This is a genomic window from Staphylococcus caprae (genome assembly GCF_003966625.1).
In the GTDB taxonomy this organism is placed as follows: domain Bacteria; phylum Bacillota; class Bacilli; order Staphylococcales; family Staphylococcaceae; genus Staphylococcus; species Staphylococcus caprae.
This window is the reverse complement of sequence record NZ_AP018587.1, coordinates 1,948,110-1,970,090: the sequence shown is the minus strand read 5'-3', so window position 1 is coordinate 1,970,090 and position 21,981 is coordinate 1,948,110. Positions and strand designations below refer to the sequence as shown.

Below are 21,981 nucleotides of genomic sequence, written 5' to 3'. Positions count from 1 at the left end.
TTGTTTATTGATGATTTTTAGATGAAAAGAAGAGCGAGATGTTATGACATTTTATCAGGATAATTCTCTTGTAAATATTTTTCTAAACGGCGCATGCCTTCTTTAAGCATTTCCATTTCATAGGCATATGAGATACGAATATATCCTTTACCTATGTTTGTGAATGAAGAGCCGGGAACAATGGCGACATGTGCTTGCTCTAAAACATCTACACAAAAATCAAAGTCATTGTCGGTGAATTTTTTAATACTTGGAAAGATGTAGAATGCACCTTCTGGTTGAGCAGTTAAATCAAAACCGAGTGATTCTAGTTTATCTTTTAAGTAATCGCGACGTTTCATGTAGGCTTCATTCATATATTGAGGTGCTTCTAATCCTTCATTTAAAGCAGCGATACAGGCAATTTGAGCTGGAACATTGGCACAAATGCAATTGTAGGCATGCATAAATGTTAATTTTTCAATTAAGTATTCTGGACCGATTAAAAATCCTATGCGAATACCAGTTGCAGAATGTGATTTACTTAAACCACCAATAAGCAACAATTGGTCTCGAATTTCTTCAAATTCTGCAAATGACGTATGATTGCCTTTGAACGTATTTTCAGCATAAATTTCATCACTAATAATAAACAGTTCTTTATCGACGAGTGTTTCTACGATAGCTTTAACCTCTGAGCGCTCCAGAATAACGCCTGTAGGGTTAGTAGGATAGTTGAGTAATATGGCTTTCGTTTTATGCGTTATATGGCTCTTAATAAGCTCTGGAGTCACTTTGAACTCAGATTGCGTTGTATCCATATAAATAGGAGATCCACCTAATGTTTCGATAAGCGGAATGTAGCCTGCATAAATGGGACCTGGGATTAAAATTTCGTCTCCTGGTTCGATGATACTTCGAAGAGAGGTGTCTAATGCTTCGCTGGCACCATTTGTGACAATGATTTCCTCTTCGCTATAGGTAAATCCATATTTTTGATTAAAGTAGTGGCTGATCGCTTGTCTTGTTTCTGGTAGCCCTTTATTGTGTGAATAACTTGTTTTATCTTCTTTTATCGCATTGATATATGCCTCTTTAACCACGTCTGGCATGGGGAAGTCTGGTTGGCCAATGGTTAAGTTTACGCAATCATCGATGTATTTAATTCGATTTGAAAATTGACGTATGCTTGGCGCTCTTAAAAACTTTGAATTTGTATTTAATGATAGCTTCATTTTCCGAAAACACCTCTAAAAAAATACCAAAATGTAGTATTTGAATTGTTAAAATAGTCTCATAATTCTTTCAAATTATTACTATCATAACATATTTATAGCACTACATTCTGGTATGAAATACATTAATATTTAATTGTTAATCCCTAAATTCTGAAGGTCTGCGTAAGTTAATCACAGGATTCGTCCATTTGCAAACAAATCTTGATGATAAAATGAAAACAATAATACCTGAACTTACCAATAAGAATAAATAAGTTAATATTGAAACGTTGTCTTTGAATGGATATATTTCAAAACCTCTTAAGACGCCAATAACAATGCCGTGAAGTAAGTAAATAAACATTGTTCGACGTCCAATATAGGTATAGAAACGCTTCTTCTGGGATGTCAGATTAAGGAATGCGCCCATTGTTACTAGAATAATGATATATAAGAGTAATCGTTTGAATGGGCTATACACGTCTTCACCGTTACTTTCTAACGATGTATAAGGAGAACTACCTAATAGCCAATCACCGTTGATAGGGTGGATAACATAACCTATAAAGAAGGCTACTAGAATAATGATTGATATGGGTACCCACTTTTTATTACGTAGTTTCATAGTGTGTTCCTTAGTGACTAAATGACCTATATAAAAAATAGGAAAGAATACAATGGTTCTTGAAATACTCATATAACTATCTATATTCCCTGAAAATCCTGCTAACACTGATACCAGTATTGCTACAGATAACACGATATAAGGATTGTATCTACGAACAATAACTAGTACGACGTGGAAGAAGAATAGTGTAAGTAAGAACCATAATGCAAAGACAGGGTTAAATGGATCTAATTGAATTGCATCTTCTTTTCCCGTTAAATAATAATATATCGAAAAGAATGCGAAAAAAATGACATATGGTACAAGTAATTTCTTCGCAATTTTTTCAAGGTAATGTGGCTTATCTAAATTTTTAGCAAAATAGCCTGAAATAAATAGAAATGTCGGCATATGAAAACTATAAATAAGCAAATATAGAGCTGATAAATATTTATCTTCGGTAGTATAAGGTTGTAAAAGATGACCGAAGACAACTAAAAATATGAGTACTGCACGGGCATTATCGAAAAAATAATCCCTATCCTTGATGGCTGTCATAAAGCGTCTCCTTTTTCTCTCTGTTTAGACTTCTTCTAATTTAGTATACTTCTAGGTAATTATGCAACGAATTTGTGCAAAGTGTATAATAGTATTGTATATTTTATAAATAAAGCATATAATATTAACAACTTAATATAGTGGAGTAGAACAACATGTATAAACAACTTGAAAAACTTATAACACTTACAAATAATGATTTAAATTTAGTAAACAGACGTTTCGGACAGCGCACAGATATTACTTCTGAGCAATTAGAATTATTACGTATTTTATATAATTACGATCGTTTATCACAATATGATTTAACGATGAAAATAAGCCGAGAACAATCAATCGTATCTCGATGGATTAAGAAACTAGTATTAAAAGGATATATTACGAGTCAACAATCTCATGAAGATTTACGATGTAAGGAATTAATTTTAACTGATGAGGCTCGCTCACTTATTCAACAAATTAACACTGCAAGATGTGAATTGATTGAAGCAAGATGCCAATGTTTATCGCCTGAGGAAATTGAAAGCCTAAATCAGCTATTAAATAAATTGAATAGTAGACATATTTACATTTAATGCACGCTTTATTTTAATTTTTGTTTTAGGGTGCAATATACATCTAATTAAATATTTGACTAAAAAGGTAAGTAACTTTGAAGTAATGCTTTATTACTCATCAAAGTTGCTTATTTTTTTATTGGAGAAAAAGAATGGGATGGGGAAGGTTGATTTTGAAATAGAGTTGCGTTGTTAATATTAGCATATGTTTAATGTGAGAGATTTAATTTGGAATTTATTAGAGTAATTATGCCGGTTAACTCGTTGATATATAATGAAAGCACCTCGTTAATTTAGTTTATTGGTATTTATTAAATTATACGAAAGTGCCTTATTTTTTAAAAGTAAATTGATGTAAAATTACATGTTAATACGTAGTATTTATGGCGAGACTCCTGATTCTTTTAAAAATGAACTTAAGTGCTTAGCACTTAAGTAAGCAATTCTAATGATTGAAATCAAAGAATTGCTTTAAAGACCAAGTCTGAGACGGCACCCTAGGAACGCGAAGCCATACAATACGAAGTATTGAATATAAAAGTAGCAGTAAGAAGATTCCAATTGAAATCCTCTTACTGCTATTATTTTTGGGAATTATGTCCCAAGCTCTTTAACATTAATAATTATTTATATTTTGGAATTTCGTAGTATTTACCAACTTCACCAATTTTATCGTAAAAGCCTTTAATAGTTTGAGCATTTACAGTTGCCCAGTGAATATCTGTAGCATATTGATGAGTACCTGGATTTGATGGGTTCCAACGCATTTTATAAAGCGTATTTTGTCCTGCTTTAATATAAGATTGACCGATGAATTTAGCTCCACCAATAATTGCCTTAGATACTGAATCCCATCCAGCGTTTTTGGCATATTTGATGCCTTCAATTAATGGGCTACTGTCATAAGCGCCTATACCAAAGACATTATGATATTTCGTTTTTGTTTTATCAGAGAATTTACCATTTACAATGTCTCCACCTTTAGCTAATTGTGAAGTACCGTTTCCAGTTTCGACTAAAGCATGTGCGACTAAGTAAATTTCATTGATACCATACTTTTTAGCTGCTTCACTAAATGCTGCACCTTGTCCTTCTAATACGCCTTGTCCTTTTAATAATTCATTAAGCGCTGCTACAGATAAAGATTGAGGCTGATCTAAGCGTAAGAATTGATATCTAGCACCTGAATCTTTAGTTAACTTGTTAGGGTCCATAGCGTCTTTGATTTCATTATAATTAGCATTTGTCCATTGGCCTGGAACCTTTTGAATTTGTGGAGTATCATAAAGGTCATTTTGTATCTCTGCAGCATGAGCTAAAGTATATCCAGTATTAACATATTTTACAGATTCTTTAGCGACGTCTGTTGATTTAATCCATACATATTTACCATTTGTTAATTTTCCATAATACCAAGTTACACCATTGATATTTTTTTGTTTAGAAACTACAAATGTCTTGTCGTAATAAGGTTTCAATGAGTAACGTGCATTCTTACCAAGATCTTCATAGTAATAGCTATTACTGTTGCTGATTACAAATGTGTAATTATAAGGACGAGCTTGTACATCTTTATTACTTTGGATAAGATCTTTTGCTGCAATCCATCCAGTACGATTGTTTACAGTTCCATATAAATACAAGTCTTTTCCAACATAAAGTGATTTTGAAGCATTAAATGTTTTACTAGCAATTGTATTTGATGGAAGTAATTGTTGATTTTTAGTACCCCAAGCAATAGAGTATAATCCATTATTTGTTTGGCTAACTTTGTATTGGCCAGTAGCTTTAGTTTGGTTACCAATATTTTGACTTGTTACATCTTTAACATTTACCCAGCCTAATGGCGTGTTTCGAGTACTATCTTGAAGTAAGACATATGTGTTATTACCTTCAGTACGTTGTTTCGTAATGATGTAAGTACGGTTACCATATTTTGCACCACTTTTAGCTTTTTTATCAAATACAGAAGCTCTGATACCTGAATTGTTAGCTTTAACTTGCGCGATTTTATTTATCGTTTGAGTCGAGTTAGTGTTAGACGCTTTAGCAGATGTTTGCGTTATAGCAGCTCTATCTGCTGTTGTAGCTTTACTATTCGTACTTACGGCTTTAGTAGAAGTCTTTGGTTTAGATACTGCTACTTTAGATTGCGTAGGAGTAGTTAGATAGTATTTGCTAACCCAACCAGATTTACCATTTACTGTACCATATAAATAAGTAGCTTTATCGATCTGTTGTTGTTTTGTAGCTTTAAATGTTTGGTTTCCAGAACCTGAAACAGTGCTAGCAACTTGGTTATATGTACCCCAAGGCACTGTATATAATTTAACACCAGGTTTAATACTGTAATTTTGATTAACTTTGACAGGTGATTTAGCAGTGTTGTAAACAACATCGTCTTGTTTTACCCAACCATATTTTTTACCAGTATTATAATCTTCTACAAGGTAGAATTTATCATTTCCTAAAGTAGCTGACTTTGTAACTGATAATGTACGTTGAACTTGATCAGTAGTTTTACCTTTTTTGTCGTAAACAGTTGTGTAAACACCATTATTTTTAGCTTTAATTTGAGCAACACCACTGTTAGCAGAAACAGTTAATTTATTATTACTTGAACTATTATCTGTCGATGGTTTACTTGGTTTCGTATTAGACGATGAAGGTGTTGTTAAGTAATATTTACTAATCCAACCAGATTTACCGTTCACTGTTCCGTATAAATAAATGGCTTTATCAATTTGTTGTTGTTTTGTAGCTTTAAATGTTTGATTTCCAGAACCTGAAACCTTTGAAGCTACTTGACTAGGCGTACCCCAAGGTACTGTGTATAAAGTTGAACCAGCTTTTACATTATATGTTTGGTTAACTTTAACAGGTGATTTAGCTGTATTATAAACAACATCGCCTTGTTTTACCCAGCCATACTTTTTACCAGTGTTGTAATCTTCGACTAAATAGAATTTATTATTGCCAAGTGTTGCAGATTTAGTAACAGATAATGTTTTTTGAGCTTGATCTGTTGAATGTCCTTTTTCGTCATAAACAGTTGTGTAAAGGCCACTATTGCTAGGTTTAATTTGAGCAACACCACTATTAGCAGAAACAGTTAATTTATTGTTGTTTGAACTATCTGATGGTTTAGATGGTTTAGATGGACTTGTAGAAGATGTACCCCAAGGTGCCACTTGACCAGTTTTGATTAAATATTTTTCATAAATTAAGTCATAAAGCTCTGCATAAGAGTAGTTATGGCTTCTAAAGTATTGATGTGGGTCTGTATGGTCAGTTCCGCCTAGATATCTACTAATTGCATAGTGCGTCCATACTGTACCTTGACCATCGTTTTCTGCGCTATCAGGTTTTAAACCATAGTATTGAAGTTGTGTCGCAGCATAATCAGCATAGTTGTTCATAGAACGTGCAAAGGAATCATAATCGTGAGTGTGTACAATCTCAACATTAATGAAACGTTCGTTACCTTGTGGCCCAGCACCCCAAGATAGATAATCAGTAGGAGCTGTTTCTACAATTCTGTTACCGTCTACAAAGGCATGAACAAAGGCTGATTGGTAATTATTCTTCATGTAATTAATTTCGCCATCAATTGTTGAATTATCATTTGCAGTATCATGTACAACGATACCTTCTGGGCGACCTACACCATTTCTATATCCATATTTAGGGAAATAAGAAGTATAGTTTTCTTCAATTTGTGGTGCTTTATAGTTTTTCTTACGAATATAATCATTGATTGAAGATTTCACTTGAGGTGTGTATTTAGGTAAAGAAGAAGTCGTTTTCTTATTTACTGCATACATCATTCTAGGTTTGGCAACTGAACTGAATGTTGAAACTTTGTTATTACTTTCAGTTGTCGTGTTATTAGCTTGAGTGTTAGAAACTTTTGTATTTTGAGTTGCTGATTTGCTAGTATTTGTACTGTTAGTACTATTTTTAATAGTAGGATTTGATTCTGACTTTGTATTTACATTGTTCTGTGCTGAAAGTGATGCAACTTGAGGTTGGTCAGCTTTAGTATTTTTACTTTGAGCGTTTGTAGTATCAACGTCATCTTCATCATCGTCAAAATTATAACCTGAACTATTTGTCTGACTTACTTTATTATTAGATTTCTCAGTTGAATCTGTTGTTGCCTGTTGAGATGTTTTATTATTAGATGCTTGATTAGATGTAGCTTCTTGTTTTTCTTGATCATTAAGGTTATTAGTTTGATTAGAAGAGGCTTGAATATTGTTATTACTGTTTTCATCTTTATTAACATTTTCAACAGTTGATTCTTGTTGTTCAGTTTCTGAAACCTCTTTATTCGTGTTGTCTACTTTTGAAGTTTCATTATCTTCTGAAGTGACAGCATCTTTAGAAATTTCATTATTCTTAATGTCTTTAGTTGAATCTTGATATGTATTGACTGATGATGTATTTGTTTCTTTTGAATCTGTAGGTTGATTTGAATTATTCGATTGTTCTTGTTGAGAAGCTTTACTAGAAGAATCGTTTAACTCATCTAATGATGCATCATAATTGTTAGAAGTAGTATCTTGTTTAGATTGAACTTTTGTTGGATCTTGATAAGTTTGAGTGCCTGAAACATTTTGTGCAGATTGTGTCACTTCATTTTTAGCTTGTTCGGCTTGCTTAAGTGTGGCTTGGTCATCAAGTACATTTGAATTTTTAGTTTGATCTTGTGTTTCTTCTGCAGCATGTGCATGGTGGGCAGTAAAGGCAGTTCCAAATAACGTTAATGCAACCATCGACGGTAATTTGTAATTGAATTTCTTCGTCATATTTATTTACTCCTCTTAATATGTTATTTTGAGTCAATTATAATATTAGTTGTAATTTCTGTATTACTTTTAACAGATTTGTAATATAACTTTAACCTGTAGCTTATAAAGATTTTTTGTAAAATTTTTGTCCAAACCACTGATTTCAGCATTCCTCAGTAAAAAGGGGACTCGAAATTTATACGTAGTATTACATTTTTGATTTTAAATTAAGTTGCTTTCTCGATGAAAGGTCATTCCATAGTTTTCTTCATAATAATGTGCTCTATATTCTCTTCTATAAAGGTTTCCCCGTGAGTGCTATATCCAAGACGAGTATAAAAGCCTTGTGCTTGTGTTTGAGCATGCATCATCAATTCTTTAAAATTCAAATCTTTGGCAATTTCTTCAATGGCTTCCATTAATTGAATGCCATAACCTAAACCTCTGTTTTCTTTTGTAATCGCGACACGTTCAATTTTCCCTGAATAGTTATCAATTGGTCTTATTCTTGCAGTAGCAAAAGGTTCTCCATTCACTTTGTAACCAATAATATGGTAAGAAATCGATTCTTTATCATCAATTTCATTGGATAGGGGAACATGTTGTTCTTCAACGAATACTTTTTTTCTAACTGTATAACAATCGTTCAACATATTATCATCAAGCACTTTTTTAAACATTTTAAACACCTCCATTATCTCTAGTTCTTCCCGAAATTAAGTAAATAAATCAAAAACATGATGAAAATTCATTGAATTTTTCACACATAAAAATGTACACACTTTAAATCGAAGTCGTCATCGTTTTTGATAAAAGCATAAAAAAACCGCTAATAAAGCTAACTAACTTATTAGCGGTTAAGTACTATTTTATTTATTAATGAAAGGATCAAGCTATTTTATAAAGCTGCCTTTCGAACAATGGCACAATATTGCCAAAATATACGTAATTGTGCAATATTCCAGTTATTCATCCCCATTGTAAATCCTGATGGTTTAAAGAGATTCACATCTGTAACTTCAAGAGCAGCAGCTATTAAATATTGTAATGGTATGCTAATACTTTTCATCGTTTCTGTAATACCATTTTCATCATAAACCCATGTGAATGGTAATTCAGATTCGAATACATCCACTTTATCGAAAATTTCGGGTAGGGCAACAATATAACATGCGCCGTCTACTACTGGATTATCGATACTATTCTTATAATAAATTAAAAGGGCCTCATAATTTTCTCTATGTTCATGATTAACATAGAAGAATTCATTTCGAAATAGCGCCATATCTTTACTATGGATAATTTGTTGTTCTAACATATTAAACATGCCGTTAATATGGGCGACTTTTTCGTATGTTTTACGACTCATTGCTTTAGCTCCTCTCTTAAATGTACCAATACTGAAATATGAATACTCATTCAATCTTTTATTGTACGTTCATATTATTACCATCATTCATAGTATTGTTTTAATAATTATTTTGTTGATATTGGTCTTGATTATTATTCTCGTAAGTATTTTGGTTATCTGTAGTTTGATTATTTTGAACGTTATTCTGTTCATTATCATTGTTATTGGTATTCTCATCGTTGTTATTGTTACTATCATTATCGTCACTTGTAGTATCTTTTTGATTTTTACGTAATAAACTGTCATCTAGTTCTGTTAGAGGTACGAGTGAACCATAATGTTTGATAACTCTGTGATCTAAAAATTCATCTTTATCTGTTATTTTAGATAAGCCTAAATCAGAGCGCAAGATATTTGAATATTTCATAATGCTTTTTACGCTTGGATTGTAATAATAAATGCCGTCTAGGTAGTCATCTTTACCTTCAAGTTGGGAAGTTTTTATATCTGTGTCGCCAGATAAATACATTTTTGCTAAAGCTTTAATTTCTTTTTTAGTAAGGTTGTGTTTAGCATTTTTACCAACAATCGTTACTACATTATCTAATTTATCAATAGAATCTAAACTTTGTGCTTTTTGGAAAAGAATTTTAATTAAGTCCATTTGTCTTTGTCCGCGTTTTAAGTCTGAATCTTGATGTCTTGTTCTGGCTACTGCTAAAGCTTGATCACCATTAAGTTTTTGATAGCCTTTTTTAATTTTAATTCTTCCAGTGTCATCACTATTTGGTTCGTTTAAGTTATAAGGCACATCGTAATAAATGCCACCTAATTCATCAACTGCTTCAACGAAAGCTTTCATATTAACGCGAACATAATAGTCAACTGGTACATTCATTGTTGCTTCGACTGAATCCATTGAAGCAATTGGGCCACCATAAGCATGCGCATGTGTAATTTTATCGTAATAACCAACTTTAGGTATATAACTAATTGTATCTCGTGGGATACTAAGCATTCTAATTTGATGCTTTTTCTGATTGAATGTGGATAAAATCATTGCATCTGATCGGGAATGTTCTATACTTTGTCCATTCTTTTCTCTACCTTCATTATCATCTATTCCTAAGAATAAAATTGAAATAGGTTGCTTTTCAGGATTAACTTTTGAATCTCTTAAATTTGATTGACGTTGCGCGTCATTTTTATCTTGAGACTTTTCAAAAGCGGATTCTGAACTTTTATATAATTGAGTAGCAAATAGGATTGGACCAACGACAAGAACTAATGTTAATAATATTAAAAAATACTTTAAAAATTTGTTCATCGGGAGTGCTCCTAATTTATTTTAAAATTTATCATTATCTAATTCTATGTTGTTATGTAAGCATTATTAATAGAAGTACTATTACATTTCGTACTTATGCACTATAGCCTTAAATTGTATTACTTTATTAGCAAAATTACAACTCTTAGATTCATATTAATTTTACATTCTTCAAACAAAATTTACATTTAAATCTACAATGTGATTGAATTTATATCGATTAGAAATCTTTATGGTACTAAAGTACTATAGAATTATTTTTAAATAAGCGTATTATCTAATTAAAGTGATTTATCTAAAGTGTTAAGTTATAATAATGCTTAGCTAAACAAATACATAACTTGTTAAATTAGATTTTAGTGACAGTTACAGATAACCAAATTTTTCATCATAGATTTAACATGCTACTTTCCTTTACAATGATTGTTTTTAGAAAGGAGATTACTCATGAAACAAGAATGGATAAAACGATTGGATGAAAGTTTGATTCGACCGTTTTATGAGCAACAAAATGATATAGAGATAGAAGAAGGATTAACAACTCAATTGTCTTTTGGGACTGCAGGTATTAGAGGTATATTCGGTATAGGTCCTGGAAGAATGAATGCTTTCACGGTAAGAAAAGTAGCTTTAGGTATAGCTCAATTTTTTAAATCGAGGAATAAAGAAGCGAGTATTGTTGTTTTTTATGATTCTAGACTACTTTCTGATTCATTTTCAAAAGAGATTTCAACTACACTTGCACAAAATAATGTAAAAGTTATCACATCCGATATTTATAAATCCACGCCGGAACTTTCGTATGCAGTAAGATATTATGGTGCAGATGGCGGTATTATGATTACTGCGAGTCATAATCCTAAAAATTATAATGGCATTAAGGTTTATAACGAATATGGAGGACAACTGCTACCAAAAGATTCTGAAATATTAAGTAATTATATTGAAGAAGTTGAAAATCCACTGGATGTTATAGGTGGGGAGTTCGAAGCACTAGTTAACGCTAACAAAATTGTTTATGCCAAAGACGATGTTAGAAATAGTTATAAAAATAAAGTCATCCAAGCGACAGGAAAAATTGAAAAGACAAATGCCAAAACAATATTAACAAGTCTTCATGGAACAAGCTTACCTATCGTTTCTGAAATATTGGATGAGTTGAATTATGATAATTATATTATCGAAAAGGAACAATCAAAGCCAGATGGGACATTTCCAACTGTTGATAGTCCTAATCCTGAAGATGAGTCTGCTTTTAATGCTAGTAAGATTCTCGCAGAAGAAAATGACGCACAATTGATTATAGCTACAGATCCTGATGCGGATAGACTAGGTGTAGTAGAACGTTTAGACAATGGAGAATGTAGATTTATTAGTGGCAATGAACTAGGACTTATTTTGATGAAATTACGATATCAAGATTTAATTGACGCTTCATATGAGAACTTATATATCGTTAAGTCGATTGTGACAAGTGAACTGAGTGATAAACTTGCTGAAGCACTCAATGTTAAAGTTTATAACGTGCTTACAGGATTTAAATATATATCGGAAATTTTAAATTCAAAAGATAACAGTGCTGAGAAGTTGTTACTCGCTTTTGAAGAAAGTAATGGGTATATGGTTGAACCATTTGTTAGAGACAAAGATGCGATTCAAATTGTACCGTTGATCATTAAGTACAAGAATTTACTTTATGAGAACAATATTACTTTAACAGATACGCTGAATGACATATATCGTGCAATTGGTCATTATAGAAATGTTAATTTAAGTCCAGTTTTTGAAGGAAGAGAAGGACAGCTAAAAATAGAAGATATTATTGATTCCTTTAGAAAAGAATCTATACACCAAATATGTGGGTTAGATGTTAAAGCGATAGAAGATTATCAGTTAGGTACCATTGAATATATGGATAGTGGCGAAAAAGAGCCAACATATTTACCTAATTCGAACTTAATACGTCTAATATTTGATGAAGGATTTATAGCGATTAGGCCATCTGGAACTGAACCTAAAATAAAAATATATTTTTCACTTAATGTAGAAGATATTGAAAGTGTAATTAAAGATTTTCAAAAAACTTATATTGAATATTAAAGACTTGAATGTGTGAGGCCAACAAAAGAAGATGAAACTTAATAAATTTAAAATAATATTTTTTATTGTCGTATTAGTTGTATTAATCGTATTAGTGGGATTAATAGGATTTAGATGGAGTAAGCATCAACATATCGAAAATCAAGTTTTGAAAAACGAAAATGATAATACCCACTATATTGAAAAAAGAGATAAAACAGTTAAAGCTCCTAAGAAGTTAAAAACAGTTCTTGATAAAAAAGAACCAATGTATGAACAAATTAATAAATATTTAAAATCAACGAATTTTAACGGGACAGTGGCAGTTTTTGATAATGGTAAAATAAAAATGAATAAAGGCTATGGTTATCAAGATATAGAAAAAGGGAAGAAAAACACTGCTAATACAATGTATTTAATAGGTTCTTCTCAAAAATTTACTACTGGATTAATGTTAAAGCAATTAGAATTAGAACATAAGGTTAACTTACATGATCCTGTAACCAAGTATTTACCATGGTTTAAAACAGATAAAGAAATTACAATTAAAGATTTAATGTTACATAAAAGCGGATTATATAAATATGAAGCTTCTACTAATATTAAAAATTTAGATCAAGCAGTATTATCAATTCAAAAACGTGGCATAGATGATTCTATTTATCATAAACATAGTTACAACGATGCAAACTATTTAGTATTAGCTAAAGTCATCGAAAAAGTAACTGGAAAACCATACGTTAAAAACTATTATCAACGCCTAGGAAATAAATACCATTTAAAACATACATCATTTTATGATGAAAAACCGTTACAAAGTGAGATGGCAAAGGGATATAAATTCAAAAATAATAGCTTCTCATTCTTACGTCCAAATGTATTAGATCAATATTATGGAGCAGGGAACTTATACATGGCTCCATATGATATGGGTAAATTGATATATGCGTTACAACAAGATAAATTATTTAATTCTAAAGTAACAAAACCAATGCTTCATGAGTTAGGAACAGAAGAGTATCCAGAAGAATATCGTTATGGTTTCTATGTAACACCATATTTAAATAGAATAAATGGCGTATTCTTCGGACAAATATTTACAGTTTATTTTAACGATCGATACATTGTCATTTTAGGTACTAACGTTAAAAATACCAATGGTTTCGTTCCAAACGAAGATAAAATGAAACACATTTTCTATAATATTCTTAATCAAAAGAAACCATATAATACACCAGGCGTAAAAGTTCAATAAAAAAGATAATAAGCCATTAATCTATTATAAAGTGCATCCAAAATTTCATTTTTTGGGTGTGCTTTTTTTCGAGATTAATGGCTATTTGTTAATCATTTTATTTACAATAATTGAGTGCTTCTAAGAAAACCTCTTCATACATGTTATTTATAGGAGATAATACGACTGTACAATTCGGATATTGTGATTTGAAATCTACTACAGTTGCTCCTTTAGTATAACGACCATCTAACTCAATTTGTACATCTGCTTCAATCACATTAAATGCTTGTGGACTTAGTAAATAGAGGATAGTGAATACATCATAAATTTTAACACCATACTCAAAATCTTCGCTTCTATAATGTTGAAATATATCATGAAGCATTAATCCAGTTTCATTTGTGTTTTTGAATTTTTTCACAAAGTCATGTGTAAACATAGCTTCTCTCGCTAAATCAAGACCAATCATTGTTATAGGTAATCCAGAATTGAATACAACTTGAGCGGCTTCAGGATCGCAATAAATATTGAACTCAGCTAGTGGTGTGACATTACCTCGACCGGTACTTCCTCCCATAAGAACAATTTCTTTAATATGTTTTGTTACTTCTGGATAAGTTGAAAGGAGTATGGCTATATTCGTTAATGGACCTATGGCTATGATAGTAACAGGCTCTTCGGAATTTAATAATGCCGTTTTCATAGCCTCCACAGCATGAGTAGATGCTAAATCCTTTTCAGAAATAGGTGGGAATTCGTAGCCATCCATACCCGATTCACCATGAACAGGAATCGCATCGACAATTTCATTTAATAATGGTCTCGAAGCACCTCTGTGGACAGGGACATCGCTATTAAAGAATCGTTTCAATTTCAAAGCATTGGCGGTTGTCTTTTCAATTCCAACATTTCCATTAACTGTAGTAATCATCTTCAAATCAAATTCAGGATGACATAGGGCAAGACTTATCGCTGCCGCATCATCTATACCTGGATCTGTGTCAATAATAATTGGTGTAACCATCATTTCTCTTCTCCTTCTTGAAAATAAATTCCCATTAAGCGTAACACTATAGTAATGTAATTTCGACAATAAAAAAAGCAAGCTAACATATAAAATGCTAGCTTGCTTGTGATTAACAAAGCCATGAGCTTGATAATCTGACTCATTTTTATAAGTGGTGAGAGTGACCACCTTGCATTACCCAGTATGTTCCGATAACGATAGCTAGAGTAATGATAATTGCGAAGATAACTTTGAATGATTGAAGACGTCCATCTCTACCTTCAGTTAAGTGCATGAACATTAATAATTGAACTGCAGCTTGGATAAATGCGAAACCGAAGATAATTGTTACCTTAGCATGGAATGTCATTGATGTGTATAGTGTTACGAAAACTGCTAAAAGCGTTAATACGATAGAAGCAATAAATCCGACTGTATGTTTTACGATTGTATTCATCCGCTATACACCATCCCTATCATATATACGGCAGTGAAGATGAAGATCCAAACAACATCTAAGAAGTGCCAGTATAAACTTACTATAAATAACTTAGGAGCATTGTAAGAATCTAAACCGCGTGTGCCGATTTGGATTAATAAGCAAATGATCCAAACAATACCTACAGATACGTGACATCCGTGCGTACCTAATAGGATGAAGAAACTAGACCAGAAGGAACCGATAGTTGGGTTAACTCCTTCTTGTGCATAGTGTGCGAATTCGTAAATTTCAAAACCTACGAATACAAGCCCTAATAGTACAGTGATGATCATCCAAATCATCATTAAGTTTTGTTTCTCTTTACGCATGTAGTAAATTGCAATACCACAAGTGTAAGAACTTAATAATAATGAAAATGTCATTATTAGTACAAGAGGCAATTCAAATAACTCAGTAGTCATTTTGTGTGCGTAATCGCCACCGTGTTGCAAAGTTAATAACGTTGCGAATAGGGTACCGAATAACGCGAATTCAGCTGTAAGGAATATCCAGAAGCCAAGTTTATTTAATTCGCCTTCATGACTACGTGAATCGATTGTTTTTGTATCATGACTCATGACTTACAGCCTCCCTTTCTTTAATACGAGCTTCTCTTAAGCGTTTTTCAGTTTCAGCAACTTCAGAAGCAGGGATATGGTAACCATGATCAATTTGGAAACTTCTCCAAATCATAGTAATGAAAATACCTGCTAAGCAAATAATTGCAGGAACTAAAGTTTCAAAGATTAAGAAGAAACCGCCGATTGTAAAGAAGATACCCATCCAGAAACCTACTGGAGTATCGTTTGGCATATGAATATCTTTGTAATTATGGTTGTCTAAGTAATGACGACCATGTTCTTTCATATCAACAAATGTATCGTAGTCATTCCAGTCTGGAGTGATTGCAAAGTTGTATTTAGGTGGAATTGCTGATGCTGTTGTCCATTCTAAAGTACGACCAAGTCCATCCCAGTTATCACCAGTAGCTTCACGTGGTGCTTTGATGTGACTGTAAACGATACTTGCTACTAAGAATAGGAAGCCGATTCCCATTAGTAATGCACCGATAGTTGAGATGAAGTTTAATAACCACCAACCATCAGAAGGCATGTAAGTGTATAAACGACGTGGCATACCATCTAATCCTAGGATGAATTGTGGTAAGAAACAAACGTTGAATCCAATCATGAATAACCAGAAGCACCATTTGTTTAACGTTTCGTTTAATTTGTAACCCATCATTTTTGGATACCAGAAGATTAAACCAGCTAAGCAGGCAAATACTACACCAGTAACCAATGTATAGTGGAAGTGGGCTACTAAGAAATAAGTGTTGTGATATTGATAGTCCGCAGATGCCATCGCTAACATTACACCAGTAACCCCACCTAATAGGAAGTTAGGGATGAATGCTAATGAGAATAGCATAGGTGACTCAAATGTGATTCTACCTTTATATAGTGTTAATAACCAGTTGAATAGTTTAACACCGGTAGGAACACCGATTAACATTGTTGAAATTGAGAAGAATGAGTTGATTAACGCACCATTACCCATTGTGAAGAAATGGTGAACCCAAACTAAGAAACTTAAGAACGCAATACCTGCAGTCGCCCAAACCATGCTTTGGTGACCGAATAGGCGTTTACGTGCGAAAGTTGGAATAATTTCAGAGTAAATACCAAATGCAGGCAAGATAACGATATATACCTCAGGGTGCCCCCAAACCCAGAAGAAGTTTGCCCATAACATTGGCATACCGCCATCTGCTACTGTAAAGAAGTGTGTACCAAATATTCTATCTGTTGTCATTAAAGCTAACGCTACTGTTAAAACAGGGAAAGCTAAAATAACAATTAATGTAGTAATAAATGTTGTTACAGTGAACATTGGCATTTGCATAAACTTCATTGTAGGAGTTTTACATCTAAGTATTGTTACAAAGAAGTTAATACCGGTCATCAATGTACCTAAACCGGAAATCTGTATTGCAACTAAATAATAGTTGACACCTGGTCCAGGACTAAATTCACCAGCAAGTGGTGCGTAGTTAGTCCAACCTGCAGCTGGAGATCCACCTACGATAAATGAAAGGTTGAATAAAATCATACCAGCGAAGAATAGCCAGAAACTAACGTTGTTCATTACAGGGAAGGCAACATCACGTGCACCAATTTGTAATGGAACTACGATATTCCATAAACCAAAGATGAAAGGCATCGCCATGAAGATAATCATGATTACACCGTGCGTACTGAAGATTTCATCATAGTGGTTTGCTTCCAAGAACTTATTATCTGGAATAGTTAATTGAGTACGAATTAATAACGCGTCAATACCACCACGAACGAACATTAATACGGCACAGATTAAATACATTACACCGATTTTTTTATGGTCTACGGATGTGAACCATTCTCTATATAGATATTTCCACAATTTAAAATACGTAATTACTGCGATAAGTCCGATAACTAAGAACGGGGCACCAATTTGTGCCATGATAATCATCCAGTTACCTTTAACGAGTAATTCATCCCATGGAAAATTCATTAATGTCCACCTCCATGATCATCATGTTCTTTTTTTTGAAGTTTAGACGCATTTTCGTCTTTTGCTCCTTTAGAAATTTTTTCCATTTCTTTAGAGTTATGGTCCTCTTCTTTTTTGAACTCATTGTCATATTTTTCATTGTTGCCGAGAATTATTGGTTTCATACCATGACGTTCATAGTTTGCGTTTGTAACTTTAACCTTACGAGCAGGTTTAATTGGTTTGTCCTTAACATCTTTATAAAGATCTTCTTCTGATGTGAAGTTAGGATCTTTCTGAACGAAGTTATATCGTTTATATGCGTAAAAGATATATTCAGGATCAGCCGCTGGGTCAACAAACGCCATATGAGTACCATTAAATGTTAATTCTTTGTTAGGTGTACTTGGTAAGATTTGTTTGTCAAAAGTATCTTGACTTAATGTTTTCTTACCTTTAGCTTCTTTAACCCATTTATCGAAATCACTTTGGCTTACAGAGTGAACTTTAAATGTTTGACGTGCAAATCCGTCACCATTGAAGTTAGAGTTACGACCTCTGAAGGTACCTAATTGATCGGCTGTTAAAGTCCAATTCATTGTCATACCAGTCATAGCATATTTCTGACCACCTAATTGTGGAATCCAGAAACTTGTCATAGTATCCATCGCTTGAAGCTTGAATACGACTGGACGATCTTTAGGAATTGTTAATGTATTAACAGTTTCGATGTGTTGATCTGGGTAGGCAAAGAACCATTTGTAACCAGCGCTTACTGCGTAAACCACAAGTGGGTCCTTGTCTTTTTGAGGTGGTTTCTCGTAATCGTATAATGTTTTAACTGTTGGGACAGCTAATGCAATAACGATTAAGATAGGTACCACAAACCAAATTGTTTCAATTAAAGAATTGTGGTGCATCTTGCCTGATTCTGCATTTTTATTATAGCTGTACTTATAAATAAAGAATGCAAACATGGCAAGCACAACGACAACAATAACAAGCATGAAGATGATTGAGTAGATGATCAAGAACTTCTGACTACTTGCTACTGGCCCTTTTGCATTAAAAACTTCTATATTTGAGCAGCCACTAAGTAAAATTAGTGTGCCAAATAATAGAAGCAAAGACTTAAATTTTGACACTTTTTTTGACCTCCTAATACTACAAATGTAGAGCTTACCATTAATTTTAGTTTATTACACAATATTTACAAGTACCTGTATTAAAAAAAATATTGTTATATGTAAAGAATATGCATTGATATAAGGTATGACGGGGATTGTAAGATTTGTTAAAATTATGTGTACATTTTGTGAAAATCGACAAATTTAACAAAATTACATGTAATGCAATATAAAATTGAGAAACGTTATCAATTAGAGGGTTTGAGAGGGTTTATAAACAAAAAAAGTTGAGAAAATTTCTCAACTTTGTAAATAATTATTTATTTTACTTCAATATATCTTGTGGAAGTTTGTTCGGCTCCGTCAGAATCAGTCACTTTATATTTAACTTCATATTTACCTACTTTTGATGTATCTACTAGACCGTCGACTTTAATTTTATGTGTTAAGTCTCCATCTTCTTTATCATAAGCACTTACACCATTTAATAAATTGTAGTCTTCACCTTTTTCAATAACAATGTCGTTAACGCCTCGTAATTGAGGTTCGGTATTTGAAGTAGCTTGGGCATTTAAATTAGGTGTCACTAGGGTAGCTGAAACGCCAAGTGCCGATAATGACTGAATTAATTTGTTCATAACGTAACCTCCGTCTGATAGTCATTTATGATTTAAGTCTAATATACTTTATATTCGATATTTATACATCATACTATGGTCTTAATATAACCTAGTATTAATCTAAATTAAATATATTTTTGGTAAATTTCGTTTAAGTTTATGTAAATTGAAAGTTTTGTGAAATATTTAGCATTTCGTTTAATTTTTAAATAAATAGGAATAAACTGTAATTGCGTCAAATTAATAGGCCTTTAAAAAGACCTTAATGTGGGAGTGGAAATAATGTTAACAGAAAAAGAAAAAAGTATCGTTAAAGAAACAGTGCCTGTACTTCAAGATAAAGGTGTGGAAATTACTTCACATTTTTATAAAAGAATGTTTAAGCAACACCCTGAGTTGAAAAATATGTTCAACCAAACCAATCAACAAAAAGGTCTTCAATCTACAGCTCTAGCGCAAAGTGTTTTAGCAGCGGCTGTAAATATAGATCATTTAGAAAACATCATGCCAGTTGTAAAAGAAGTTGCGTATAAACATTGTGCACTTCAAGTTCCGCCAGCAGGTTATGATATTGTTGGAGAAAATCTTATTGCAGCCATTAAAGAAGTTGTTGGGCTAGACGATAGTCATGATATTATAAAAACTTGGAAAAAAGCATATCAGGAAATAGCTGATGTATTTATATCAGTAGAAAAAGATATCTATAGCCAAATGGCTTGGGATGGTTTCCAACCATTTAAAATTGAAAAAATTAATCAAATTTCTTCTGATATCAAATCATTTACTGTAGTATCTGATGAATATGATTTAAGCCAATTTGTACCAGGTCAATATATTACGGTCGATGTAAGTAGTGAGAAAATGCCATATCGTGCTAAACGTCACTATTCTATCGTTGAAGGAGATAAACAACATTTAACATTCGCAGTTAAACGTGATGTAACTACTGATCACGAAGGTGAAGTTTCTACTATATTACACGATGAGTTATCAGAAGGAGATTCAATTAACCTTTCTGCTCCAGTTGGTCCATTCAAAGTGAGTAACTTATCTAATGAACAGTTATTCTTAGGCTCAGGAATTGGAATTACTCCATTAGTTCCTATGTTTAATGAAGTTGTTGAAAATGGTTCAAAAGCTAAATTTATACAAGTTATTAATGATGTGAATGATATACCTTTTGAATCTTTAATTACTGAAATAGCTGATAAAAGTGAAAATGCTGATTATCAACTTTATGATAAAAATGAACAAGGCTATTTAGATAAAGAAAAATTAAAAGCATATATAAATGAAGAAACTGAAATTTATATTTGTGGAGGAACACATTTCTTAAAATCAATTATTGAAGCATTGAAAGAATTAAATGTAGATTCTAGCAAGATTCATTATGAAACATTTATTCCTAAACTAAGTGTTAATGTATAAAACTGTATAGAATAGAATATAAATTTTAAAATAAAAGCTCTAAGATGATTTCTAATTGTAATTTGCACCTCGAAAAGCCGGACCAAAAAGCTAACTTTACGGTGAGTATTACATTGAAGAAATGGTCTTAGAGCTTATTTTGTATTAGTCATATATATATTTATTAAGAATTAAACTTTTACGTCAGTATCAATTTAATATTGAGAGGCATTCTACTTAATGCCGCGACGCATTTTTTCTGCAAGTAATGTGTTATTAAGTACCATCGTAATTGTTAATGGTCCTACGCCTCCAGGTACAGGCGTAATAGCGCCAGCGATTTCTTTTACTTCTTCATAGTCAACATCGCCTTTTAATTTACCATTTTCATCTGGCGTATTTCCGACGTCTATGATAACGGCACCCTCTTTAACCACATCTTTACTAACTAATCCGTGTTTACCTACAGCGCTCACAATAACGTCAGCATCTTTTAAATGTTTACTCATGTCTTTTGTACGAGAATGTAACACAGTAACAGTTGCATTAGCTTGTAATAATAATTTGGAAACTGGTTGACCTACAATATGACTTCGGCCAATCACTACCGCATGTTTACCTTCTAAATCAATATCTGCATGTTTTAGAATTTCCATAATACCTAATGGTGTACATGGAACGAAAGTTTGCTCATCGATATAAAGCTTACCTATGTTAGAAGGGTGAAAGCCATCGACATCTTTATCAGGATTAATAGATTCTAAAACTTTTTGTTCGCTTACTTGTTTAGGTAGGGGAACTTGGACAAGTATTCCGCTAACTGAATCATCATTGTTAAGTCTTTCTAATTCTTTTAATACGTTTTCTTCGGAAGTTGTTTCATCTAAATGGACAATTTCAGAAATCATTCCTATTTTTTCAGCAGCTTTTTTCTTCGCTTTGACATAACTTTGACTTGCACCATCATTTCCGACTAGTATGACTGACAATTTCGGAGTATAACCTTGCTTATTTAATTCTTCGACTTGTTGTTGTAGACCTTGTCTATATTCTTTTGCGATTTGCTTACCATCTAAAATTTTAGCAACCACTTAAAACGC

Annotated in this window: 17 protein-coding genes; 4 read left to right on the top strand and 13 right to left on the bottom strand. The window is 32.5% G+C overall.

Annotation, left to right across the window (positions count from 1 at the left end):
* Positions 1-41 precede the first annotated feature (41 nt).
* Positions 42-1,214, bottom strand: coding sequence for an aminotransferase class I/II-fold pyridoxal phosphate-dependent enzyme (locus JMUB898_RS09445; RefSeq protein WP_002442065.1), 1,173 nt, complete (start codon positions 1,212-1,214; stop codon positions 42-44).
* 139 nt (positions 1,215-1,353) lie between these two features.
* Positions 1,354-2,361 carry an acyltransferase family protein gene (locus tag JMUB898_RS09440; RefSeq protein ID WP_044466311.1) on the bottom strand — a complete coding sequence of 336 codons (1,008 nt, stop codon included), beginning with the start codon at positions 2,359-2,361 and terminating at the stop codon, positions 1,354-1,356.
* 155 nt (positions 2,362-2,516) lie between these two features.
* On the opposite strand from JMUB898_RS09440, the gene JMUB898_RS09435 reads away from it, so the two are divergent.
* Positions 2,517-2,936 (top strand): MarR family transcriptional regulator, encoded by a 420-nt coding sequence (locus JMUB898_RS09435; RefSeq protein WP_002442071.1) that lies wholly within the window; start codon positions 2,517-2,519, stop codon positions 2,934-2,936.
* Between the two features lie 605 nt (positions 2,937-3,541).
* Here JMUB898_RS09435 and JMUB898_RS09430 read toward each other — a convergent pair.
* The 4 genes from JMUB898_RS09430 to JMUB898_RS09415 form a co-directional block, all read right to left on the bottom strand.
* Positions 3,542-7,729 (bottom strand): glucosaminidase domain-containing protein, encoded by a 4,188-nt coding sequence (locus tag JMUB898_RS09430; RefSeq protein ID WP_002442073.1) that lies wholly within the window; start codon positions 7,727-7,729, stop codon positions 3,542-3,544.
* Between the two features lie 233 nt (positions 7,730-7,962).
* Complete coding sequence (locus JMUB898_RS09425; RefSeq protein WP_037541298.1) at positions 7,963-8,391, bottom strand: GNAT family N-acetyltransferase; 429 nt, start codon at positions 8,389-8,391, stop codon at positions 7,963-7,965.
* A gap of 218 nt (positions 8,392-8,609) precedes the next feature.
* On the bottom strand, positions 8,610-9,080 hold the full coding sequence (locus JMUB898_RS09420) for a DUF2538 family protein (RefSeq protein ID WP_037541300.1): 471 nt from the start codon (positions 9,078-9,080) through the stop codon (positions 8,610-8,612).
* Between the two features lie 100 nt (positions 9,081-9,180).
* Positions 9,181-10,389: an LCP family protein gene (locus JMUB898_RS09415; RefSeq protein ID WP_002442080.1), complete on the bottom strand. Its 1,209-nt coding sequence runs from the start codon at positions 10,387-10,389 to the stop codon at positions 9,181-9,183.
* A 447-nt stretch (positions 10,390-10,836) separates the two neighbouring features.
* Between JMUB898_RS09415 and JMUB898_RS09410 the strand changes: the two genes are divergently transcribed.
* Positions 10,837-12,489, top strand: a complete 1,653-nt coding sequence (locus JMUB898_RS09410) for a phospho-sugar mutase (RefSeq protein WP_002442081.1) — start codon at positions 10,837-10,839, stop codon at positions 12,487-12,489.
* Between the two features lie 31 nt (positions 12,490-12,520).
* Positions 12,521-13,723, top strand: coding sequence for a serine hydrolase domain-containing protein (locus tag JMUB898_RS09405; protein ID WP_002442083.1), 1,203 nt, complete (start codon positions 12,521-12,523; stop codon positions 13,721-13,723).
* 97 nt (positions 13,724-13,820) lie between these two features.
* Here JMUB898_RS09405 and rihC read toward each other — a convergent pair whose 3' ends face one another.
* From rihC to JMUB898_RS09375, 6 genes are all read right to left on the bottom strand, one after another.
* Complete coding sequence (gene rihC, locus JMUB898_RS09400; protein ID WP_037541544.1) at positions 13,821-14,729, bottom strand: ribonucleoside hydrolase RihC; 909 nt, start codon at positions 14,727-14,729, stop codon at positions 13,821-13,823.
* A gap of 148 nt (positions 14,730-14,877) precedes the next feature.
* On the bottom strand, positions 14,878-15,168 hold the full coding sequence (qoxD, locus tag JMUB898_RS09395; protein WP_002442087.1) for a cytochrome aa3 quinol oxidase subunit IV: 291 nt from the start codon (positions 15,166-15,168) through the stop codon (positions 14,878-14,880).
* Complete coding sequence (gene qoxC, locus JMUB898_RS09390) at positions 15,165-15,770, bottom strand: cytochrome aa3 quinol oxidase subunit III (protein ID WP_002442089.1); 606 nt, start codon at positions 15,768-15,770, stop codon at positions 15,165-15,167. Before qoxC ends, qoxD begins: the two co-directional genes overlap by 4 nt.
* On the bottom strand, positions 15,760-17,748 hold the full coding sequence (gene qoxB / locus JMUB898_RS09385) for a cytochrome aa3 quinol oxidase subunit I (protein ID WP_002442091.1): 1,989 nt from the start codon (positions 17,746-17,748) through the stop codon (positions 15,760-15,762). The genes qoxC and qoxB overlap by 11 nt, the downstream gene beginning before the upstream one ends.
* Positions 17,748-18,872: a cytochrome aa3 quinol oxidase subunit II gene (gene qoxA, locus JMUB898_RS09380; protein ID WP_002442093.1), complete on the bottom strand. Its 1,125-nt coding sequence runs from the start codon at positions 18,870-18,872 to the stop codon at positions 17,748-17,750. The genes qoxB and qoxA overlap by 1 nt, the downstream gene beginning before the upstream one ends.
* Positions 18,873-19,174: 302 nt before the next feature.
* Positions 19,175-19,492, bottom strand: a complete 318-nt coding sequence (locus tag JMUB898_RS09375) for a DUF5011 domain-containing protein (RefSeq protein WP_002442094.1) — start codon at positions 19,490-19,492, stop codon at positions 19,175-19,177.
* A gap of 264 nt (positions 19,493-19,756) precedes the next feature.
* Between JMUB898_RS09375 and JMUB898_RS09370 the strand changes: the two genes are divergently transcribed.
* Positions 19,757-20,902: a globin domain-containing protein gene (locus tag JMUB898_RS09370; protein ID WP_037541302.1), complete on the top strand. Its 1,146-nt coding sequence runs from the start codon at positions 19,757-19,759 to the stop codon at positions 20,900-20,902.
* 212 nt (positions 20,903-21,114) lie between these two features.
* Here the strand turns inward: JMUB898_RS09370 and folD are convergent, their stop codons facing one another.
* On the bottom strand, positions 21,115-21,972 hold the full coding sequence (gene folD / locus JMUB898_RS09365) for a bifunctional methylenetetrahydrofolate dehydrogenase/methenyltetrahydrofolate cyclohydrolase FolD (protein WP_126501986.1): 858 nt from the start codon (positions 21,970-21,972) through the stop codon (positions 21,115-21,117).
* Positions 21,973-21,981 lie beyond the last annotated feature (9 nt).

Coding starts and splice junctions, on each gene's coding strand:
- JMUB898_RS09445 (WP_002442065.1), bottom strand. CDS start 1,214: ATGAAGCTATCATTAAATACAAATTCAAAGTTTTTAAGAGCGCCAAGC.
- JMUB898_RS09440 (WP_044466311.1), bottom strand. CDS start 2,361: ATGACAGCCATCAAGGATAGGGATTATTTTTTCGATAATGCCCGTGCA.
- JMUB898_RS09435 (WP_002442071.1), top strand. CDS start 2,517: ATGTATAAACAACTTGAAAAACTTATAACACTTACAAATAATGATTTA.
- JMUB898_RS09430 (WP_002442073.1), bottom strand. CDS start 7,729: ATGACGAAGAAATTCAATTACAAATTACCGTCGATGGTTGCATTAACG.
- JMUB898_RS09425 (WP_037541298.1), bottom strand. CDS start 8,391: ATGTTTAAAAAAGTGCTTGATGATAATATGTTGAACGATTGTTATACA.
- JMUB898_RS09420 (WP_037541300.1), bottom strand. CDS start 9,080: ATGAGTCGTAAAACATACGAAAAAGTCGCCCATATTAACGGCATGTTT.
- JMUB898_RS09415 (WP_002442080.1), bottom strand. CDS start 10,389: ATGAACAAATTTTTAAAGTATTTTTTAATATTATTAACATTAGTTCTT.
- JMUB898_RS09410 (WP_002442081.1), top strand. CDS start 10,837: ATGAAACAAGAATGGATAAAACGATTGGATGAAAGTTTGATTCGACCG.
- JMUB898_RS09405 (WP_002442083.1), top strand. CDS start 12,521: ATGAAACTTAATAAATTTAAAATAATATTTTTTATTGTCGTATTAGTT.
- rihC (WP_037541544.1), bottom strand. CDS start 14,729: ATGGTTACACCAATTATTATTGACACAGATCCAGGTATAGATGATGCG.
- qoxD (WP_002442087.1), bottom strand. CDS start 15,168: ATGAATACAATCGTAAAACATACAGTCGGATTTATTGCTTCTATCGTA.
- qoxC (WP_002442089.1), bottom strand. CDS start 15,770: ATGAGTCATGATACAAAAACAATCGATTCACGTAGTCATGAAGGCGAA.
- qoxB (WP_002442091.1), bottom strand. CDS start 17,748: ATGAATTTTCCATGGGATGAATTACTCGTTAAAGGTAACTGGATGATT.
- JMUB898_RS09375 (WP_002442094.1), bottom strand. CDS start 19,492: ATGAACAAATTAATTCAGTCATTATCGGCACTTGGCGTTTCAGCTACC.
- JMUB898_RS09370 (WP_037541302.1), top strand. CDS start 19,757: ATGTTAACAGAAAAAGAAAAAAGTATCGTTAAAGAAACAGTGCCTGTA.